General features: G+C 63.9%; 12 protein-coding genes. All 12 read right to left on the reverse strand.

Annotated elements, in window-relative coordinates; all coding sequences use genetic code 11:
* Positions 1 to 43: 43 nt before the first annotated feature.
* The 12 genes from mdcH to ATI14_RS04810 all read right to left on the reverse strand — a co-directional run bounded on the left by mdcH (position 44) and on the right by ATI14_RS04810 (position 16,106).
* Positions 44 to 943, reverse strand: a complete 900-nt coding sequence (mdcH, locus tag ATI14_RS04755) for a malonate decarboxylase subunit epsilon (protein ID WP_016972930.1) — start codon at positions 941 to 943, stop codon at positions 44 to 46.
* Positions 940 to 1,536 (reverse strand): malonate decarboxylase holo-ACP synthase, encoded by a 597-nt coding sequence (locus ATI14_RS04760; protein WP_016972931.1) that lies wholly within the window; start codon positions 1,534 to 1,536, stop codon positions 940 to 942. Before ATI14_RS04760 ends, mdcH begins: the two co-directional genes overlap by 4 nt.
* Positions 1,530 to 2,300 (reverse strand): biotin-independent malonate decarboxylase subunit gamma, encoded by a 771-nt coding sequence (gene mdcE, locus ATI14_RS04765; RefSeq protein WP_016972932.1) that lies wholly within the window; start codon positions 2,298 to 2,300, stop codon positions 1,530 to 1,532. The genes ATI14_RS04760 and mdcE overlap by 7 nt, the downstream gene beginning before the upstream one ends.
* Positions 2,297 to 3,139, reverse strand: a complete 843-nt coding sequence (locus ATI14_RS04770; protein WP_017254808.1) for a biotin-independent malonate decarboxylase subunit beta — start codon at positions 3,137 to 3,139, stop codon at positions 2,297 to 2,299. Before ATI14_RS04770 ends, mdcE begins: the two co-directional genes overlap by 4 nt.
* Positions 3,132 to 3,431, reverse strand: a complete 300-nt coding sequence (locus ATI14_RS04775) for a malonate decarboxylase subunit delta (RefSeq protein ID WP_016972934.1) — start codon at positions 3,429 to 3,431, stop codon at positions 3,132 to 3,134. The genes ATI14_RS04770 and ATI14_RS04775 overlap by 8 nt, the downstream gene beginning before the upstream one ends.
* The gene (locus ATI14_RS04780) at positions 3,431 to 4,264 is read right to left on the reverse strand and encodes a triphosphoribosyl-dephospho-CoA synthase (RefSeq protein ID WP_017254809.1); all 834 of its coding nucleotides are present in this window, start codon (positions 4,262 to 4,264) and stop codon (positions 3,431 to 3,433) included. The genes ATI14_RS04775 and ATI14_RS04780 overlap by 1 nt, the downstream gene beginning before the upstream one ends.
* Positions 4,265 to 5,935, reverse strand: coding sequence for a malonate decarboxylase subunit alpha (mdcA, locus tag ATI14_RS04785; protein ID WP_016972936.1), 1,671 nt, complete (start codon positions 5,933 to 5,935; stop codon positions 4,265 to 4,267).
* Positions 5,936 to 6,417: 482 nt separating this feature from the next.
* Positions 6,418 to 6,834: a hypothetical protein gene (locus tag ATI14_RS04790; protein ID WP_016972937.1), complete on the reverse strand. Its 417-nt coding sequence runs from the start codon at positions 6,832 to 6,834 to the stop codon at positions 6,418 to 6,420.
* Positions 6,835 to 7,097: 263 nt separating this feature from the next.
* Positions 7,098 to 7,553 carry a chemotaxis protein CheW gene (locus ATI14_RS04795; RefSeq protein ID WP_016972938.1) on the reverse strand — a complete coding sequence of 152 codons (456 nt, stop codon included), beginning with the start codon at positions 7,551 to 7,553 and terminating at the stop codon, positions 7,098 to 7,100.
* Positions 7,546 to 13,365 (reverse strand): Hpt domain-containing protein, encoded by a 5,820-nt coding sequence (locus ATI14_RS04800; protein WP_080520149.1) that lies wholly within the window; start codon positions 13,363 to 13,365, stop codon positions 7,546 to 7,548. The genes ATI14_RS04795 and ATI14_RS04800 overlap by 8 nt, the downstream gene beginning before the upstream one ends.
* A gap of 168 nt (positions 13,366 to 13,533) precedes the next feature.
* The gene (locus ATI14_RS04805; protein ID WP_016972939.1) at positions 13,534 to 15,585 is read right to left on the reverse strand and encodes a methyl-accepting chemotaxis protein; all 2,052 of its coding nucleotides are present in this window, start codon (positions 15,583 to 15,585) and stop codon (positions 13,534 to 13,536) included.
* Positions 15,582 to 16,106, reverse strand: a complete 525-nt coding sequence (locus ATI14_RS04810) for a chemotaxis protein CheW (RefSeq protein WP_016972940.1) — start codon at positions 16,104 to 16,106, stop codon at positions 15,582 to 15,584. Before ATI14_RS04810 ends, ATI14_RS04805 begins: the two co-directional genes overlap by 4 nt.
* Positions 16,107 to 16,118 lie beyond the last annotated feature (12 nt).

Genomic DNA, 16,118 nt, shown 5'->3' on the forward strand with positions numbered 1-16,118 from the left:
TCGAAATTGTTGTTTTTGTGCTTCGAAAGCCTTGGGTGGTGCTTTATCGGTGGCGGCGCTCCTCCTCTTGCAGCAGGGCCTGCAAAGTGTCCAGGCGCGCGCCTTCGCAGGCGATCACCGTGCCTTGTTCAAACACCCGGCGTGACAGGCCGGTGAGCACCGCGCCCGGCGGCAGTTCGATTTGCAGGCGCACGCCGCGCTCATAGGCGCTTTGCACGGTGCCGCGCCAGTCGACGACGCGGCACATATTGAAGGCCAGGTCGTCGCGCAACTGCTCAGGGTTGTGGATGGGCCGTGCGCGGGTGCTGCTCAGGTAGGTGATACGCGGCGGCTTGAGCGTGACAAAGGCGTGCGCCAATACCTGGGCCGGTTGCTCCAGCAGCGCGCAATGGGACGGCACACTCACGGCCAGGCGCCTGGCGACGCCGTTGCCTTTGACGCGGTCGGCGACGCGCCGCATGGCCTCGTCGCTGCCGGCGATAACGGTCTGGTTGTCGGCGTTGATATTGGCCAGATACACCGGGGTTTCGGGGCTGTGGATTTCCACCAGCAGTCTTTCGACTGTGGATAAATCAGGGCCTATCAACGCTGTCATGCCATAGCCCTGTGGATAAGCGCTTTGCATCAGCTCGCCACGCAGGCTGACCAGCTTCACCGCCTCGGCAAAGTCCAGCGCGCCCGCGATTACTGCCGCCGGATAAGCCCCGATGGACAGGCCCGCGACATAATCCGGCGTGTGGTGCAGCAGGCGGGCATGGGCCACGCCGGCAATCAACAGGCACAACTGAACCGCACGGGTATTCGTCAGCGCCTGTGCAGAATCCAGTGCGCGAACGTTCTCGCCCAAGGCATCACTGGCTTCCTCCAGCACATCAGCGCGCAACTGCTGGAGCATGCCCGGCCGTTGCGCGCCCTGCCCCGGAAACACCAAAAGGCTGCTCATGCCGCGGCCTGCCACGGGTCGAGTACCAAATGCGCGCCACTGGCGGTTTTCAGCAGCACCCGCCGCGAACCACCGGCCCATTCACGCAAGGCGACGGCGCCGAAAGGCGTTTGCACTTGCAGGTCCACGGCGCAAGGCGCTGTGTCGAGCATGGCCAGCAAATCCCGAGCATCGGCACGCGTCAGCGGTTCGGGGGTGCGCAGGATCAAATCCAGATCGCTCTGTGGGTGCAAGGCCTCGATGCCCGTGGCCAGTTCAAACCCTGCGCTGCCCGTCACGCCCCAGCTTCTGTTCGCCAGCACAGGCCGCAACACGGCAAGCGCGCGCACCGCCGGTAAATCCCGTGGTGACAGGACGTCACGCAACGCTTCCGGCGTGACGCAGCGCAGCACACTCGCCAGCGGCATCACGGCGGCGAAGCGTTGATCACGCGAACGCCCGCGCACGCCGACCGCCACACAGCCAGGTTCAGCGACGGCGCGCCGCACCACCACCGGCTGACCGGCGCCGACCGCCTGCACCGCCCAGGCCGGCGCCTCGGCAGGCAGGTGCGCCGGGGTCATGCCCCAGAGCAAGTCGTGGGCGTTCACCATTGCTCCCGCAACAGTTGGCGTACATGGCTGGAAGCCGCGCGGTTGGCGGCGCCGAGGCGGCCGCTCAAGTCGCGGCCATCGATATCCTTGATCGCATTCAGCAGGCAATCACTCACCCGCGCCACGTCGTCCGACGTGGGCTGTTCAATCTGGCTGACCGACAAGGTTTCCCACAGCAAACCGAGGCTGGCGTAGCTGTCGATGTCATAGGCCATGGGCGGCACGCTGGCGGCCAGGGCTTCCAGCTCTTCGACACTGCGCAAGGTCACCCGCGCGGCCGACGCCTTGCCCATGGCGTGCACCATCACGCCGGGGTCGCGCAGGGCGATCAGGCGGTTGGCCTGGTAACCGTGGGCGAGGAACGCGCCGGACATGGCCTTGCCCACCAGCAGCGCAATCACCGGGTGCCCGGCGAGCCGAGCACGGGCGTAGCTGTCGGCAGCGGCGGCCAGGGCCTGATGGATGCCGAGGGCCTCTTCGCGACGACCATAAGCCTGGCTCGGCACGTCGACGATGGCGATGATCGGGCGCTTGTCGCCACGGGCGATGGCTTCATCCACGGCTTTGGCCAGGCCCCACCCTTCGAGCAAGCCGACCTCGCCATTGCGGGCGCGGGGAAAGCGGTTTTGCGGGTCGGTGACCACGGCAATAAAACGCACCGCCTGTTCGCCCAATACGCCATCGGCGACTTTCAGCGAGTCCGGCAAACCCTCAACCGGCGTTGCGCCAGCGCTCAATGCGTTGAACCACTGCAAGCCTCTCATGAGCGTTCTCCCTGATACAGCGCGCGCACCGTCGCCGGGTCGATCTGCGGCGTGGCGTCGAGTTCGGCCAAACGCGCGAGGTAGAAATCGGCCTGGCGGCTGCGTTGTTGAGTCGGCAAACCTTGCTCCAGCAGTTCGGTGACGGTCTGTTGGATTTGCGCCACATCGTCCGCCACATAGCGGTCGGCCAGGCCACTGTTGAAGCGTTGCTCGCCGCCGGTAAGGCTCCAGATGAAAGGCCGGTCGCGGGAGTCGTACTCGTCCAGCCCGGCTTCCTGCTCGATCACTTGCGGGCCATTGAGGCCCAAACGTGCTTCGCGAGTCACGACCAGATAGCTGCACAGGCCCGCCGCGATGGACATGCCACCAAAACAACCGACACTGCCCGCCACCACGCCGATCACCGGCTGGTACTGGCGCAGGTCGACAATCGCCGCGTGGATATCGGCAATCGCCGCCAGGCCGAGGTTGGCTTCCTGCAGGCGTACGCCGCCGGTTTCCAGCAGCAAGACTGCGCGAGTCGGCACGCCTTTGCGGTTGTCCTCAGCCGCCAGCTCCAGTGCGCCCGCGATTTTTGCGCCGCCCACTTCGCCGAGGCTGCCGCCCTGAAAATTGCCTTCAATGGCGGCGATGACCACGGGTTTTCCGTCGATGCTGCCCTTGGCGATCACCACGCCGTCATCCGCCTGTGGCACCACGCCCTGGCGACTCAGCCACGGCGACATGACGCGTTGAAACGGGTCGATCAGTTCGCGGCAGGTACCGGCGTCCAGCAAAGCCTTGGCCCGTTGCCGCGCGCCGAGTTCGACGAAGCTGTGTTTAGCCCGCAAATCAGTCATGGCCGATCTCCTCGAAACCCTGCTCCAGGCGCAAACGCACCACGCCGGGGGTGGCGCCGAAATCGTGAATATCAATGTTCAACGCCGGCGGTGTCTGCTCCAGGAACATGCGCTCGAACAGATGTTGCCAGCGTTGTTCGGCGCCATTGACCGAGGTCTGCACCTGGATGGTCAGCGTGCCCGGCGTGCCCGGTTCCAGCAGCACTTCAAGGTCGCCCGAGCCGACGCAACCCACCAGTGCGCGGCCTTTGGGCGGCTGCCCGGCGGGGAATTCAAAGGATAAGGTTTCCATCAAAACGCTCCGTCGAGGCGGTCGATAAACAGGCAGGCGGCCAACAGGTCGGCGGCGCCGCCGGGGGAGGCATTCAGGGCCAGTAATTGCTGGTCGAGTTCGTGCAATTGGCGGCGCCCGGCGAGGGTGGCGCTGCCGCCCGCGTCGAGTACGGCTTGCGCGCCGAGTTGCATCGCGCTGATGCCTTCAGGGCCTGCGCGGTAGAGCACGCAGGTGTCGGCCAGCTCGGTCATGATGGCGAGCAGTGCATCCAGCCGGGCGTTCTGTTCGCCGCTGTTTTGCAGACGGCTTTTACGCAGTTGCGGCAGGCCGCGCTGCACCACCGACGGGAAACCGAGCTGGGCTTCCTCACGGGCACCGCGTGCGCCGTAACGTTGGGCAACTTGCGCGCCGTGGCTCATGGGTTGTGGCGCATAGCGGTCGTTGAGCAAGGCCAGTTTTGCCGCAGTCAGCGTGACCGCGCGAGGTGCCAGGGCAGCCGCTGCGGTGAGCAAGCCTAGCGCCCAGATGGCGCCGCGATGGGTATTCACGCCTTGGGTGGTGGCGAGCATCGCCTCTTCACCTTCGCGGCCGATTCGCCCAAGGGCTTCGCGCAGGGGCAATCCGACTTCACCGAATTCAATGGCCGCTTCGGCCATTTCCTTGAACATCGGCCACAGCGACAGCGCCGAGGCGTGCATCAGGCCCAGGTGCAAATCGCTGTGGGCGCCGTTGCCGCGACGGTCCACCAGGGCAGGTTTGGGCGACAAGTCCGCCTCGTCGATCAACGCTTCGACGGCCAGGTCGGCCAGGCGATCCGCGAGGCTGAGTTCATGCAGTTTGAGGGCGCGCATTTACCAGCTCCTGAACTTGGCGGGCGGGTTGTACAGGCCGCCGGACCAGTCCACCAGGTCGGCCACGCTCTTGGCGGCCAGCAGCTCGCGGGTGGCGTCGGTGCGGCGGATGCCCAAGTCTTCGGGCAAGGCGATCAAGCCTTCACGGCGCATGCGCGCGGTGTCTTTTGGGTTGTGACGCAGGCCGATGGCGGTCACGCCGGCGACGGCGGCGATCATGGCCTGGCGCTCTTCCAGCGAGCGCGCCTTGTAGAGGTAGGCGATGCCTTCTTCCGTGAGCAGGTGAGTCACGTCGTCGCCGTAGATCATGATCGGCGCCAGGGGCATGCCGCTTTTTCGCGCCACTTCCACGGCATCGAGGGTGTCGACAAAGGTGGGCTTGCCGCCTTCCTGGAAGGTTTCGACCATTTGCACCACGAGCTTTTTGCCGCGTTCGAGCAGGGCTTCCGGGGCGTCGTCGTGGCGCATGTCCAGCCACGCCGGGGTGCCATGGCGACGGCCGCGCGGGTCATGGCCCATGTTCGGCGCACCACCAAAACCGGCAAGGCGGCCACGAGTGACTGTGGAGGAATGCCCGTCGCCGTCCACTTGCAGGGTGGCGCCGATAAACAGGTCCACCGCATATTGGCCAGCGAGTTGGCAGAACATCCGGTTGGAACGCATCGAGCCGTCGCGGCCGGTGAAAAACACGTCCGGCCGCGCGGCGATGTAGTTTTCCATGCCCAGTTCGGTGCCGAAGCAATGCACGCTTTCCACCCAGCCGCTTTCGATGGCGGGGATCAGGGTCGGGTGGGGGTTGAGGGTCCAGTTGCGGCAGATCTTGCCCTTCAGGCCAAGGGATTCGCCGTAGGTCGGCAGGATCAATTCAATGGCGGAGGTGTTGAAGCCGATGCCATGGTTGAGCGACTGCACATTGTGTTTTTCGTAGATGCCACGGATCGCCATCATCGCCATCAGCACATGCACCGGCTTGATATGCCGCGGGTCGCGGGTGAATAGCGGCTCGATGTAGAACGGCCTGTCGGCCACCACCACAAAATCCACCCAACTTGCCGGGATGTCGACGCGGGGCAAGTCGGACACGTCGTCCACCAACTGGTTGACCTGCACGATGACAATGCCATCGCTGAACGCGGCGGGTTCGATCAGCGCCGGGGTGTCTTCGGTGCTGGCACCGGTGTAGATGTTTCCGGCGCGGTCGGCCATGAAACCGGCGGAGAGCACCACGTTGGGAATCAGGTCCACCACCAGCCGCGCGTAGAGTTCGATGTAGGTGTGAATCGCGCCGATTTCCAGCAGGCCGTCTTCGAGCAACTGGCTGATGCGCAGGGACTGGGTGCCGGCGAAAGAGAAATCCAGCTTGCGGGCGATGCCTTTTTCAAACAGGTCCAGGTGTTCGGAACGGCCGACGCTGGGCATGATCATGTGCAAATCGTGGAGCTTGGCCGGGTCGGTTTTGGCCAGGGAGCGCGACAGGAAGTCGGCTTGTTTCTGGTTGTTGCCTTCGAGCACCACGCGGTCGCCGGGGAGGATCAGGGCTTCCAGGGCCTCGACGATCTTGTCGCTGGGCAACACGGCCCCGTCTGCATACTGTTTGACCCGCCCGAGCCGCCGCTGCTTCTCGTCGCGCCGCCGCGTCCAGCGCGAATCGGGGGTGATGGGTGTTGTCATGGTGGCTCCACGGGGGTTGGTGTCGTGGGGCTACCTTAGGAGTGAATCAGCGGGGCATCAATCAAGCGCGGCGGCGGATCGTTACGGTTGCAGTAACGGACTATCAGCAAAAACGGACTTTTGCCGAACGAAGATTAAAAATGTGGGAGCTGGCTTGCCCGCGATGGCGGTGGGTCAGCCATGAAATTGTCGACAGATATTCCGCTATCGCAGGCAAGCCAGCTCCCACATTGGTTCGGTGGTGGTCCCTGTAGTTTGATCGTTCCCACGCTTTGCGTGGGAATGCCGCCTGGGACGCTCCGCGTCCCGCCAGCCAGCGCAAGGCTCAGTCCTGAATGCGGGCCACTGGATGCATTCCTTCGCTGCGTGTGGACACGATCAGCCGTTTTTCGATGACGGGATTAAAACTAGTCGCCCTGCCTACCCACAACAAGTTCATGCACAGCGCGAAATCTTGCGGGAAAAATCCGAAGGCGGCGCCTTCACAACGCCATTATCACCTTGACCTTACCTAACCCCTCCAGCGCATAGCTGTGGTACTCATACACCTCTCCCCTGATAACAAGATGCAGGCCACCCTCCTCATCAGTCACTTGCACATCCGGCTCCTTGGTTTTGAGAAAGGGATATGCCGACACCAATGCAGCGAGTATTTCCTGATCACTTGCCAAGTCTTTATGGACGTAATACCGGTAGGAAAAGCCCACCGTCGCACCCCCTTGGCTATCTCGCGCCCCATAGATAGAAGTGCCGTTACCCAGGGAGTGTTTCAACACAATTTCGTCCAGATCCGGTTTGCCGGATGACAGGATCCAACTGCTGCCAATATAGATAAGGCAAACCACGAGTAAGCTATTTTGCAAAATGTGCTTGAGGCGTGGCATTAAGAAGATGGCCATCTGCGAGTCCTTGCTGGCGGTGAGGAGCGCAGAACCTAGCACCTCACCTGGGACTGAACATCCCACCGAATCCGGGTTAAGAATTCACCTACAGCAACTCCACCACATTCAGACATTCGATCGCTTAACCTGACAGGCGCACAGGACCAAATGTGGGAGCTGGCTTGCCTGCGATGGCGGTGGGTCAGCCAGGGAAGCTTCAACTGACAGATCGCTATCGCAGGCAAGCCAGCTCCCACATGAGATCTCCACAAGGCTTAGCGTCAGGCCAGGCCGGATTCGACCAGCAGGGCTTCGAGCCCCATGAGGTCGGGCACCTTCGCCACATGCTCGCCCACCTGCACCGCCGCCAGCTCCAGCGGGCACAGCGGCACGTCTACATAACTCAGTTGGCTGTCGAGCTTGTACGACCGCGGAATTCCCTGAATCACCAGCGCAATGAACTTCAACGTCGGCCGCCCCCCCAGTGCGTTCAGCACTACGATCCGCGAACGTTCCCCCGTGACAATCGACTCGCCGCACACCGCTTCAAAACTGATCAACGGCAACTGCCGGTCCCGCCACGTCACTTGCCGCAAATACCACGGCGGCGCATCGCTGGCCGGTTCGCCGCGCTGGTAGTCGATCAGCTCGGCGACGGCGACGTTGGGCAGCACCAGGTGGCGGTCGGCCAATGGCAGCAGCAGGCCGGTGAGTTGCCGGGTGCGGTGGTCAAGCATGGGACTTGCTCCAGTAGGCGATGCTTTCCAGCAGCACCGACTCTTGATACGGCTTGCCGAGGTAGTCGTTGACGCCGATGGCCATGGCGCGGTCGCGGTGTTTCTGGCCCGTGCGTGAGGTGATCATGATGATCGGCAGGCGCATCAGCCGTGGGTCGTTGCGCACCTGAATCGCCACTTCGAAGCCGTCCATGCGCGGCATTTCGATGTCGAGCAGCATCAGGTCCGGGGTGTGTTCTTCGAGCAGAGCGATGGCGTCGATGCCGTCTTTGGCGGTGAGCACGTTCATGCCGTTGCGCTCGAGCAGGCGGCTGGTGACTTTGCGCACGGTGACCGAATCGTCCACCACCAGCACCAGCAGCGGGCGCTTTTTCAGGGGATCGTTGAGGATCAGCGGCGCGTCGGCCGTTTGCGCAGGCAGCGCCGGCTGACGGGCGCGAATATGCGCCAGCAAGTCGATGATCAGCACCACGCGGCCGTCGCCCAGAATGGTTGCGCCGGACAAGCCCTGAACCGCCGCAAATTGCGGCCCCAGGCCCTTGACCACAATCTCCCGCGTGCCGGCCATGGCGTCCACATGCACCGCCACGCGCCGCTCGTTGTACTGCACCAGCAGCACCGGCACGGGCTGATACTGGCCGAGCAATCGCGGGCGGCTGACGGTGTGCAGCAGGTCGCCGAGATAGAACAATTCATAGCGCTGGCCGGCATATTCATAGCGCGGCGGGTCTTGCTGATAGTGCCCCGCCAGCTCGTGGGGCAGCACCCGCACCAGGCCTTCGATGGTGTTGAGCGGGATCGCGTATTGGTCGTCGGCGCACTGCACCATCAGCGCGCGGTTGACCGACACGGTAAACGGCAGGCGAATGCGAAAATGCACCCCCGCCCCCGGCGTCGAGTCGATCACCATCGAGCCGCCGAGCTGGCGCACTTCTTCGTGCACCACGTCCATGCCCACGCCGCGCCCGGAAATCTGGGTGATTTTCTCTGCAGTCGAGAAGCCCGGCTGCAGGATGAACTGCAGCACGTCGCGGTCGCTGATCTCCTGATTCGGGTCGAGCAAACCACGCTTGATCGCCTTGCGCCGCACGGCTGCCAAGGGCACCCCGGCACCGTCGTCGCGCATGTCGAAAATGATGTCGCCACCTTCGTGGGTCAGGTCCAGCGTGATGCGCCCCTTCTCCGGCTTACCGGCCTGCAAGCGTGCCTGGCGCGACTCAAGGCCATGGTCGACGGCGTTGCGCAGCATGTGTTCCAGCGGCGCGACCATGCGCTCGAGCACGTTGCGGTCCATCTCGCCTTCGGCGTTGCCGACAATGAATTCCACGTCCTTGCCCAACTCCTCCGCCACTTGGCGCACGATGCGTTTGAGGCGCGGCAACATGCGCTCGAACGGCACCATACGCGTGCGCATCAGGCCTTCCTGCAGCTCGGTATTGACGCGCGCCTGCTGCTGCAACAGGTTGTGTGCGTCGTCATTGCGGCGGTCGAGGGTTTCCTTGAGGTCGAGCAGGTCGGAAGCCGATTCGGACAGCGCGCGCGACAGTTGTTGCAACTGCGAGTGGCGGTCCATTTCCAGCGGGTCGAACTCTTCATACCCCAGCCGCTCGGCCTCAGCCTGTTGACGACTGAGAATGCGGCCCTGGGTTTCGGTATCGAGGCGACGCAGCTGGTCGCGCATGCGCTCAATGGTGGTTTCCACCTCGTTGAGGGCGATGCGCGCATCGTTGACCTGCTGCTCGATGCGGCCGCGGAAGATCGAGGTTTCACCGGCCAGGTTGACCAGATCATCCAGCAGATCGGCCGAGATTTTCACCATGTCGGCGCCGGGATCAACCGCCGCTTCAGCCTTGCCCGCCGGCAATGCCACGGGCGCTACCGCTTCATCGCTGGGGTGCACCAGGCTTTTGATGCGCTCGATGAGTTTTTCCACCGAGCCCACCGGCAAGCCATCCGCCACCGCATCGATCATCTGCGCCAGGCGGTCGTGGCAGCCTTGCAGCAGCGCAAACAGTTCGGGCGACGGCGCGAGCAAACCGGCAGACAGCCCTTCGTAGAGAAATTCAAGCTCATGGGCCAGGTCGCCGATCGGCCCGATTTCGACCATGCGCGCGCCGCCCTTGAGGGTGTGCAGGTCGCGCAGCAGGGTTTCGACTTCCTGGCGGTTGCTCGGCTCGGCCTGCCAGCGCTGCAGGGCGCTGCTGGAGCTGTCGAGAATGTCGGCGGCTTCTTCGAGGAAGATATCCAGCAATTCGGGGTCGGCGCCCTGGGTTTCAGGGGCCAGTGTCGGCACCGTTGGCGTACCGTTTTGGCGCAAGGCGCGTACGCTGGCGACCAGCTCGGCACTGTCGCTCAGAGGCTGGTGGTCTTGCAGTTCATCCAGTTGCAGGGCCAGCCTTTCGTGGCTGGCCATCAGCACCTGGGACAACTCGGCGGAGTAGCTGTAACGGCGATCCACCAGCCCTTCGTAAAGGCACTCCAACTCATGGGCAAGCTCGGCCACCGGGCCGATTTCAGCCATGCGCGCGCCGCCCTTGAGGGTGTGCAAGTCGCGCTGCAACGACGACAGCGGCGCCGGGCTTTCCGGGTCGAGCAACCAGCGCTTGAGCGACTGCCCGGCGCTGTCGAGGATATCCACGGCTTCTTCGAGAAAGATCTCAACGATCTCGTCATCCATCGCCGTTTCATGGTCCAGCCTGGCCGTGGCGGCACCCAGTTCGGAGATGCTCAAGGCGCGGCTGCCGTCGCTTTTGATCAGGCCGGTGGCGGACGGGTCCAGCGCTTCGTCCAGCAGTTCGCGCAAGGCTTCGACACGCGCCGGGGCCGGGCTGATTTCCTGCCCGGCCGCCAACTGATCAAGCATGTTGATCAGCGCGTCATGGGCCTGCTCGGCCTCATGGAAAAACCGCTCGCTGACCGCCAGGCTGCTTTCTTCCACAGCGCCATACAGGTCGAGCAAGGCTTCGCACAACTCATCAATGGTGTGCAGGTCGGCGACGTGCGCGCCCTCCCCCAGCGTGGTCAGCTCATCCAGTAACGCGCTGAGCTCCTGACGCTCGCCGGGGTGTTGTTGCCAGCGGCGCAGCAGGTTTTCGGCGTCGAGCAGAATGTCCATGCCCTGGGCCAGGAAGTTGGCGATCAACTGTGGGTCGCGCTTGATGCGCAGGCCGGTGCTCGGTGCGTCAAGCAGGGCCTGAAGCTGGGCATCCAGCAGGCTCTGGGTGCGGCTGATCAGGTCGGCGGCGCCCTTGATCGGCGCCAACGGGTCGCCATTCAAGTCACGCAGGCCACGCTGGAACAGGTCTTCGGCTTCCAGCAGCAATTCTACCTCATCCAGGTCCAGCGGCAGGCGGTGCGCCTTGTACTCACGGGTCAGGTGGTCCAGCGGCCGTGCCAGCTCGGCAATCGGCAGCACGCCCGCCATGTAGGCGCTGCCCTTGAGGGTATGCAGGGCGCGTTGCAGCTCATCGCTGACTTGCAGCGGCACCTGTTCGGCGGCCTGCTGCAGAAAGTGGTTGAGGCTCTCCAGATGGCTCTGGGCTTCGTTGCGGAAGATCTCCAGCAGCATCGGGTCATGGGGCTCGCCGTCCGCGACTTGAGTGCCGCTGGCCAAGGCGTGGGCGCGGGCCGCCAAGGCGTCGACTTCATCGCGCTGGCGTTGGTCGTCGATGGCGAAGTCGGCAATCAATTCCGGCAACAAGGCCACGGCCTCATCGAGCACCTGTTGCACGTCAGGGCCGAGGGCCACGCTGCGCTCCAGCACACGGTTCAGCAGGTTTTCCACCGCCCAGGCCAGCTCGGCCAGCACCAGCGCACGCACCATGCGGCCGCTGCCTTTCAAGGTGTGGAAGGCGCGGCGCATTTCGCCCTGGGCGGTTTTGTCGCTGCTGTTGGGCAGGTTGCGGTGCAGCACGTCGAGGACTTCGTCGGTTTCTTCGAGGAAAACTTCGCGCAGTTCGTCGTCGATGGGCTCTTCGCCCGCCGGTGGCGGCAGCAGGCTGCCGGGACGCACCAGCGCCGGCGGGTTCAGGCGCGAGGTCGGGCTGGCCAATGCATCGAACTGGGATTGGCTGGGCGCAAGGTCAGTGGACAACGCACCTTCCGGCGCCACCAGCGCCTGGCGCCAGGGTTTCTCGGCGGGCAGATAACCCAGCGCGGCGAGACCTTGGGTGGCAAGTTCCAGGACTTTTTCACCCGCAGCGTCGGAGTCCTGAAGCATGCGCTCCAGGTAGTACTCAAGGCTGCTGATCACATCGGCAAAGTGGCCGAGTTGCGCCTGGGACGGCACGGCGTCGCCAGCCATCAGCTGTTCGTCGACGTAATCGGTGCAACCGCGCATCAGGCTCGCCGCCCGTGGCAGCGGGATCATCGCCAGGGCGCCGCGTACCTGGCTCAGCAGCTCCGGCAGGGATTCCAGGCGCTGGCGGTCCCAATCGGCTTCAACACAGTCGATCACCAGTTCCTTGGCTTGTCGCAGGCATTGGCAGGATTCGCGGATCACCAACTGGTGAATCTGGGTCAGGTCGGTGGTGGGCAGGCGGCTTTCTTCGCGGCTTTCCGGTTCGACGGTGCCGGCCATACCGGCCAGCGTGGCTTCGACGTACAGCAAGGCACCGGCAACGTCCATCAGCACCGCGTCATTGGGTTCGCGCTGGCCCTGCACCAGGCTCAACACCACGGCCAACTGGTCGATGATGACCTTGCGCGGCTGGCCGAAACCCAGCACTGCCAGGGTATCGGCGATCTGGCGCAGCGGCGCCAGCAAGGCGTCGAGGCCATCCGTGTGCTGGCGGTCGCTGCGCACGAACAGGTCCAGACGCTCTTTGACCCGCACCAGTTCTTCACACAACGCTCCCAGCACCGAGCCCATGGCATTGCGGTCCGGCCCGGCCAGGCGCGCGCGTTCGGCGTCTACCACGGCACTGTCCGGCAACGCCTCGTCCAGGCCGTAACGCTCCTTGAGGCTTTGCATGCGCGGCGTCGGCCGGGTGACTTTGGCGACGTAGAACAACAGGCTTTTGAGCAGTTCATCCGGCGCGGACTGGTTGATGCCGCCGAGGCCCTGAGCGAGCAAACGCTTGAGTTGCTTGGCGCTGGCCTTGAGCAGGCTGCGCAGGGCCGGGCTGTTGGCGATCACGCCGGTGAGCATGCCTTCGACCAGCGCCGAGGTGACCTGCCACAACGGCAGCAACGGCGCACCCTGGCACAACGCCTCGAGGCGCGCGAACACCCGCGCCATGTCCTCCAGGTTGCTCGGCCCGTGGTCCTCGCGCAGCAAACCGGCCAAGGCTTGTTGCAGCAGGCTATGCCATTGGCGCAATTGTTCGTGCAGCTCAGGCGTTGTGCGTTGCGCCAGCACGGCTTCGGGCAACGGCTCAATCGACAGCAGTTGCGGGCTGAACAGGCTGGTTTCCGACAGCAGGCTTTCACCGCGCGCGCTGCGCAGGTCGTTGAGCAGCGGCAATACCACCAGCGGCAGGTCACGGCGGGCGCTGTGCACGCGGTCGAGGTACAGCGGCAGTTGGTTGAGGGCTTGTTGCAACAGGCGGATGCTTTCATCGCGCTGGCTGACGCGCCCGGCTTGCAGGGCTAGGGCGAGTGCTTCGATTTCTTCGGCCAACAAAGCCGCGCCGTAGAACTCGACCATCAACAGCGCGCCATGCACCTGGTGCACGCCGGCCAGACACTCGCTGATGGCGTCGGGGTCGCTTGTTTCGACATAAGCATCGAGCGCCGAACGGGCCTGTTTCAGGGTTTCGGCAATGTCGCCCTTGACCCATTCGAGGGCCACGTAGTCGTGCCGATCAACCATAACTGCTCCGCTTAGAATTCGTGGGTTGCTGGTGTTGCATGGATCTCGAATTGAATGGAGATCCACTGTGGGAGCTGGCTTGCCTGCGATAGCGGTGGGTCAGCTATGCATGTGCCAGCTGGTAGACCGCTATCGCAGGCAAGCCAGCTCCCACAGTTGGGTTGTATTTCAATCATCGACCTGCTTGGGCGGCGGCAAGGTGAAGCCTGAAACCGATCGGCGCAACTGGCTGGCCATTTTCGCCAGATTGCCGATGCTCTCCGCCGTGGCAGTCGAGCCAGAAGACGTCTGCGTGGTGATCTGCTGAATCACATTCATGGTCAGGGAAATCTGCCCCGCCGATGATGTTTGCTGCTGCGCCGCATTCGAAATGCTTTGAATCAATGCCGCCAGGGTTTTCGAGACGCCCTCAATCTCTTCCAGCGCCACGCCCGCATCCTGGGCCAGCCGCGCGCCACGCACCACTTCGGTGGTGGTTTGCTCCATGGAAATCACCGCTTCGTTGGTGTCGGCCTGGATCGCCCGCACCAGCGTTTCAATCTGCCGCGTGGCCGCCGACGAACGCTCGGCCAGCCGCTGCACTTCATCCGCTACCACGGCAAAACCGCGCCCGGCATCCCCGGCCATGCTCGCCTGGATCGCGGCGTTAAGGGCGAGAATGTTGGTTTGGTCGGCAATGTCGTCGATCAGGCTGACGATATCGCCAATCTCCTGGGACGATTCGCCCAGACGCTTGATGCGCTTGGCGGTGTCCTGGATCTGTTCGCGAATGTTGTCCATGCCGTGGATGGTGTTGTGCACCACCTCGTTGCCCTTGTTGGCAATTTCCACCGAGCGCTCCGCCACCGCCGAAGATTCCGCGGCATTGGCCGATACCTGGTCGATGGACTGGGCCATCTGGTTGATCGCGGTGGACGCCTCGGCAATCTGCTGAGCCTGATGCTCCGAGGCCTGAGCCAGGTGCATGGCGGTGGCCTGGGTGTCCTGTACCGCACCGGCCACCTGCCCGGCAGTGAGGTTGATGGTGGCGACCAGATCACGCAGTTGGTCCACGGAGTAGTTGATGGAATCGGCGATGGTGCCGGTGAAGTCTTCGGTCACCGAGGCGGTCACCGTGAGGTCGCCGTCGGCCAGGTCTTCGATTTCATCGAGCAGGCGCATGATCGCATTCTGGTTGCGCTCATTCTTCTCGGCCGTTTCATGCAGTTGGCGGTTGGTCTCGCGCACCATCACCAGGCCGATCAGGATGATCGAGGTCAGCGCCAACAGGCCCAGCACATAACCGCCGATGGTGTCGAAGCTGCGCCCGCTGGCGAGGTTTTCAAAGCCGGTGGCCAGGTGCGAGGCTTCATCGAGCAGGGTTTGCGACAAGTTGAAAATATTGCTCGCCGAGGCGCGCACCTGGAACAGCTGCGGCGAGGTCTCGAGGATTTCATCCACGGAGCCTGAAACAAATTCGAACAGCTCGGCGATTTCCGCCAGCCGTGCGCGGGCGTCGTGGTCTTCCACCTGGCTGATACGCAGGCCCGGGTTGCCCTGCAGCATGCCGTTGAGCACCTGACCGAAGCGGTTGGCGTCGCGACCAAAGGCGTCGGCGGCCTGCACGGCGGTTTCGTCGCCGGCCAACACGGTGTTCACCGCACCGAGAATGCGCTCGGCCAACAGCGACTGGCGCTGGGCCAACGCCACCTGGCTGGCGGGGGCGCCGCGTTGCAGCAGGATGTCGACGACCTTTTCGGACTCCATCTGCAATTGCGGCACGGTTTCGGCGAGCGTCGCGGCCACTTGGTGCAACGACAGCACGGTCTGCTCGCTGGCGAGGATCGCGTCGGTGTTCTTCAGCAGCGCTTCCCAGTCGGTCTGCACCGCGCGCATTTCGGCACGCACCGCATTGGGCGCGGCGGGCAGCCCGGTTTCTATGTCACCTTTTTTCAGGTAGCCCCAACGCTGGGCAAAGTCGTTGCGCGCGTCAGACAACAGCTTGAACGCGGCGGCCTTGCCGGCGGCGGCTTCGGTGGCGTTCTTGGCAATGCGCTGGGACAGCACGCGCAACTCGCCGGCATGGCCGATGTACTGCTTGTCGTAGGTTGACTGGGTATTGAGGTAGGCGAAGTTGGCGAACAGCAACATGATGAACACGATCAGCGCAATAAACAGCACGATGATCTGCGAACGGCTGCGCGACGCGGCCTGGGGTTTGGTCGTGGTAGCGGTGGTCATGCGGCAACGTCCATGAAGCCCGGGGCCTGGGCCAGAGCGAAGGGGCTGAAGACCTGCCACAGCGGGTCGCCGTCGAACCGGCCCTGGATAAACGGCACGCCGGGGGTGTTGCTCGTCAACAATGCGTCTTGTGCAAAATGCTGCATGCCTACCACCTCATCCACCAGCAGCCCGACAAACAGGTCGTCGAATTCCACCACCAGCACCCGCCGTTGCTTGCGCACGCGTGACAGTTCAAGGCCGAGAAAACCGCCCAGGTCCATCACCGGCAGCAAGCGCCCGCGCAGGTTGGCCACGCCCTTGACCCAGGGTTTGACGCCCGGCATCACGGTGCAACGCGGCTCGTGCAACACCTCGGCGACTTCGCCCATGGGCGCCACATACAGATGCGGCCCCAGGCGAAAGCCGATGCCGCTCCAGCGTTGCAGGCGGGCTTCCTGGGACGGCAGGTCGGCGGCCAGCAGGCGGCAGCGGCGGTCGATGTCCAGCAGCAGCTCGAAGGCAGTTTGCGACTCGGTCATGATGGCGTGCCG

Origin of the sequence: Pseudomonas tolaasii NCPPB 2192 (assembly GCF_002813445.1) — a bacterium.
Taxonomy (GTDB): domain Bacteria; phylum Pseudomonadota; class Gammaproteobacteria; order Pseudomonadales; family Pseudomonadaceae; genus Aquipseudomonas; species Aquipseudomonas tolaasii.

Bases quoted from the DNA above. Each gene is read 5' to 3' on its own strand.
- mdcH (WP_016972930.1), bottom strand. From the start codon at position 943: ATGAGCAGCCTTTTGGTGTTTCCGGGGCAGGGCGCGCAACGGCCGGGC.
- ATI14_RS04760 (WP_016972931.1), bottom strand. From the start codon at position 1,536: ATGGTGAACGCCCACGACTTGCTCTGGGGCATGACCCCGGCGCACCTG.
- ATI14_RS04780 (WP_017254809.1), bottom strand. From the start codon at position 4,264: ATGCGCGCCCTCAAACTGCATGAACTCAGCCTCGCGGATCGCCTGGCC.
- ATI14_RS04790 (WP_016972937.1), bottom strand. From the start codon at position 6,834: ATGGCCATCTTCTTAATGCCACGCCTCAAGCACATTTTGCAAAATAGC.
- mdcE (WP_016972932.1), bottom strand. From the start codon at position 2,300: ATGAGAGGCTTGCAGTGGTTCAACGCATTGAGCGCTGGCGCAACGCCG.
- ATI14_RS04795 (WP_016972938.1), bottom strand. From the start codon at position 7,553: ATGCTTGACCACCGCACCCGGCAACTCACCGGCCTGCTGCTGCCATTG.
- mdcA (WP_016972936.1), bottom strand. From the start codon at position 5,935: ATGACAACACCCATCACCCCCGATTCGCGCTGGACGCGGCGGCGCGAC.
- ATI14_RS04770 (WP_017254808.1), bottom strand. From the start codon at position 3,139: ATGACTGATTTGCGGGCTAAACACAGCTTCGTCGAACTCGGCGCGCGG.
- ATI14_RS04800 (WP_080520149.1), bottom strand. From the start codon at position 13,365: ATGGTTGATCGGCACGACTACGTGGCCCTCGAATGGGTCAAGGGCGAC.
- ATI14_RS04805 (WP_016972939.1), bottom strand. From the start codon at position 15,585: ATGACCACCGCTACCACGACCAAACCCCAGGCCGCGTCGCGCAGCCGT.
- ATI14_RS04810 (WP_016972940.1), bottom strand. From the start codon at position 16,106: ATGACCGAGTCGCAAACTGCCTTCGAGCTGCTGCTGGACATCGACCGC.
- ATI14_RS04775 (WP_016972934.1), bottom strand. From the start codon at position 3,431: ATGGAAACCTTATCCTTTGAATTCCCCGCCGGGCAGCCGCCCAAAGGC.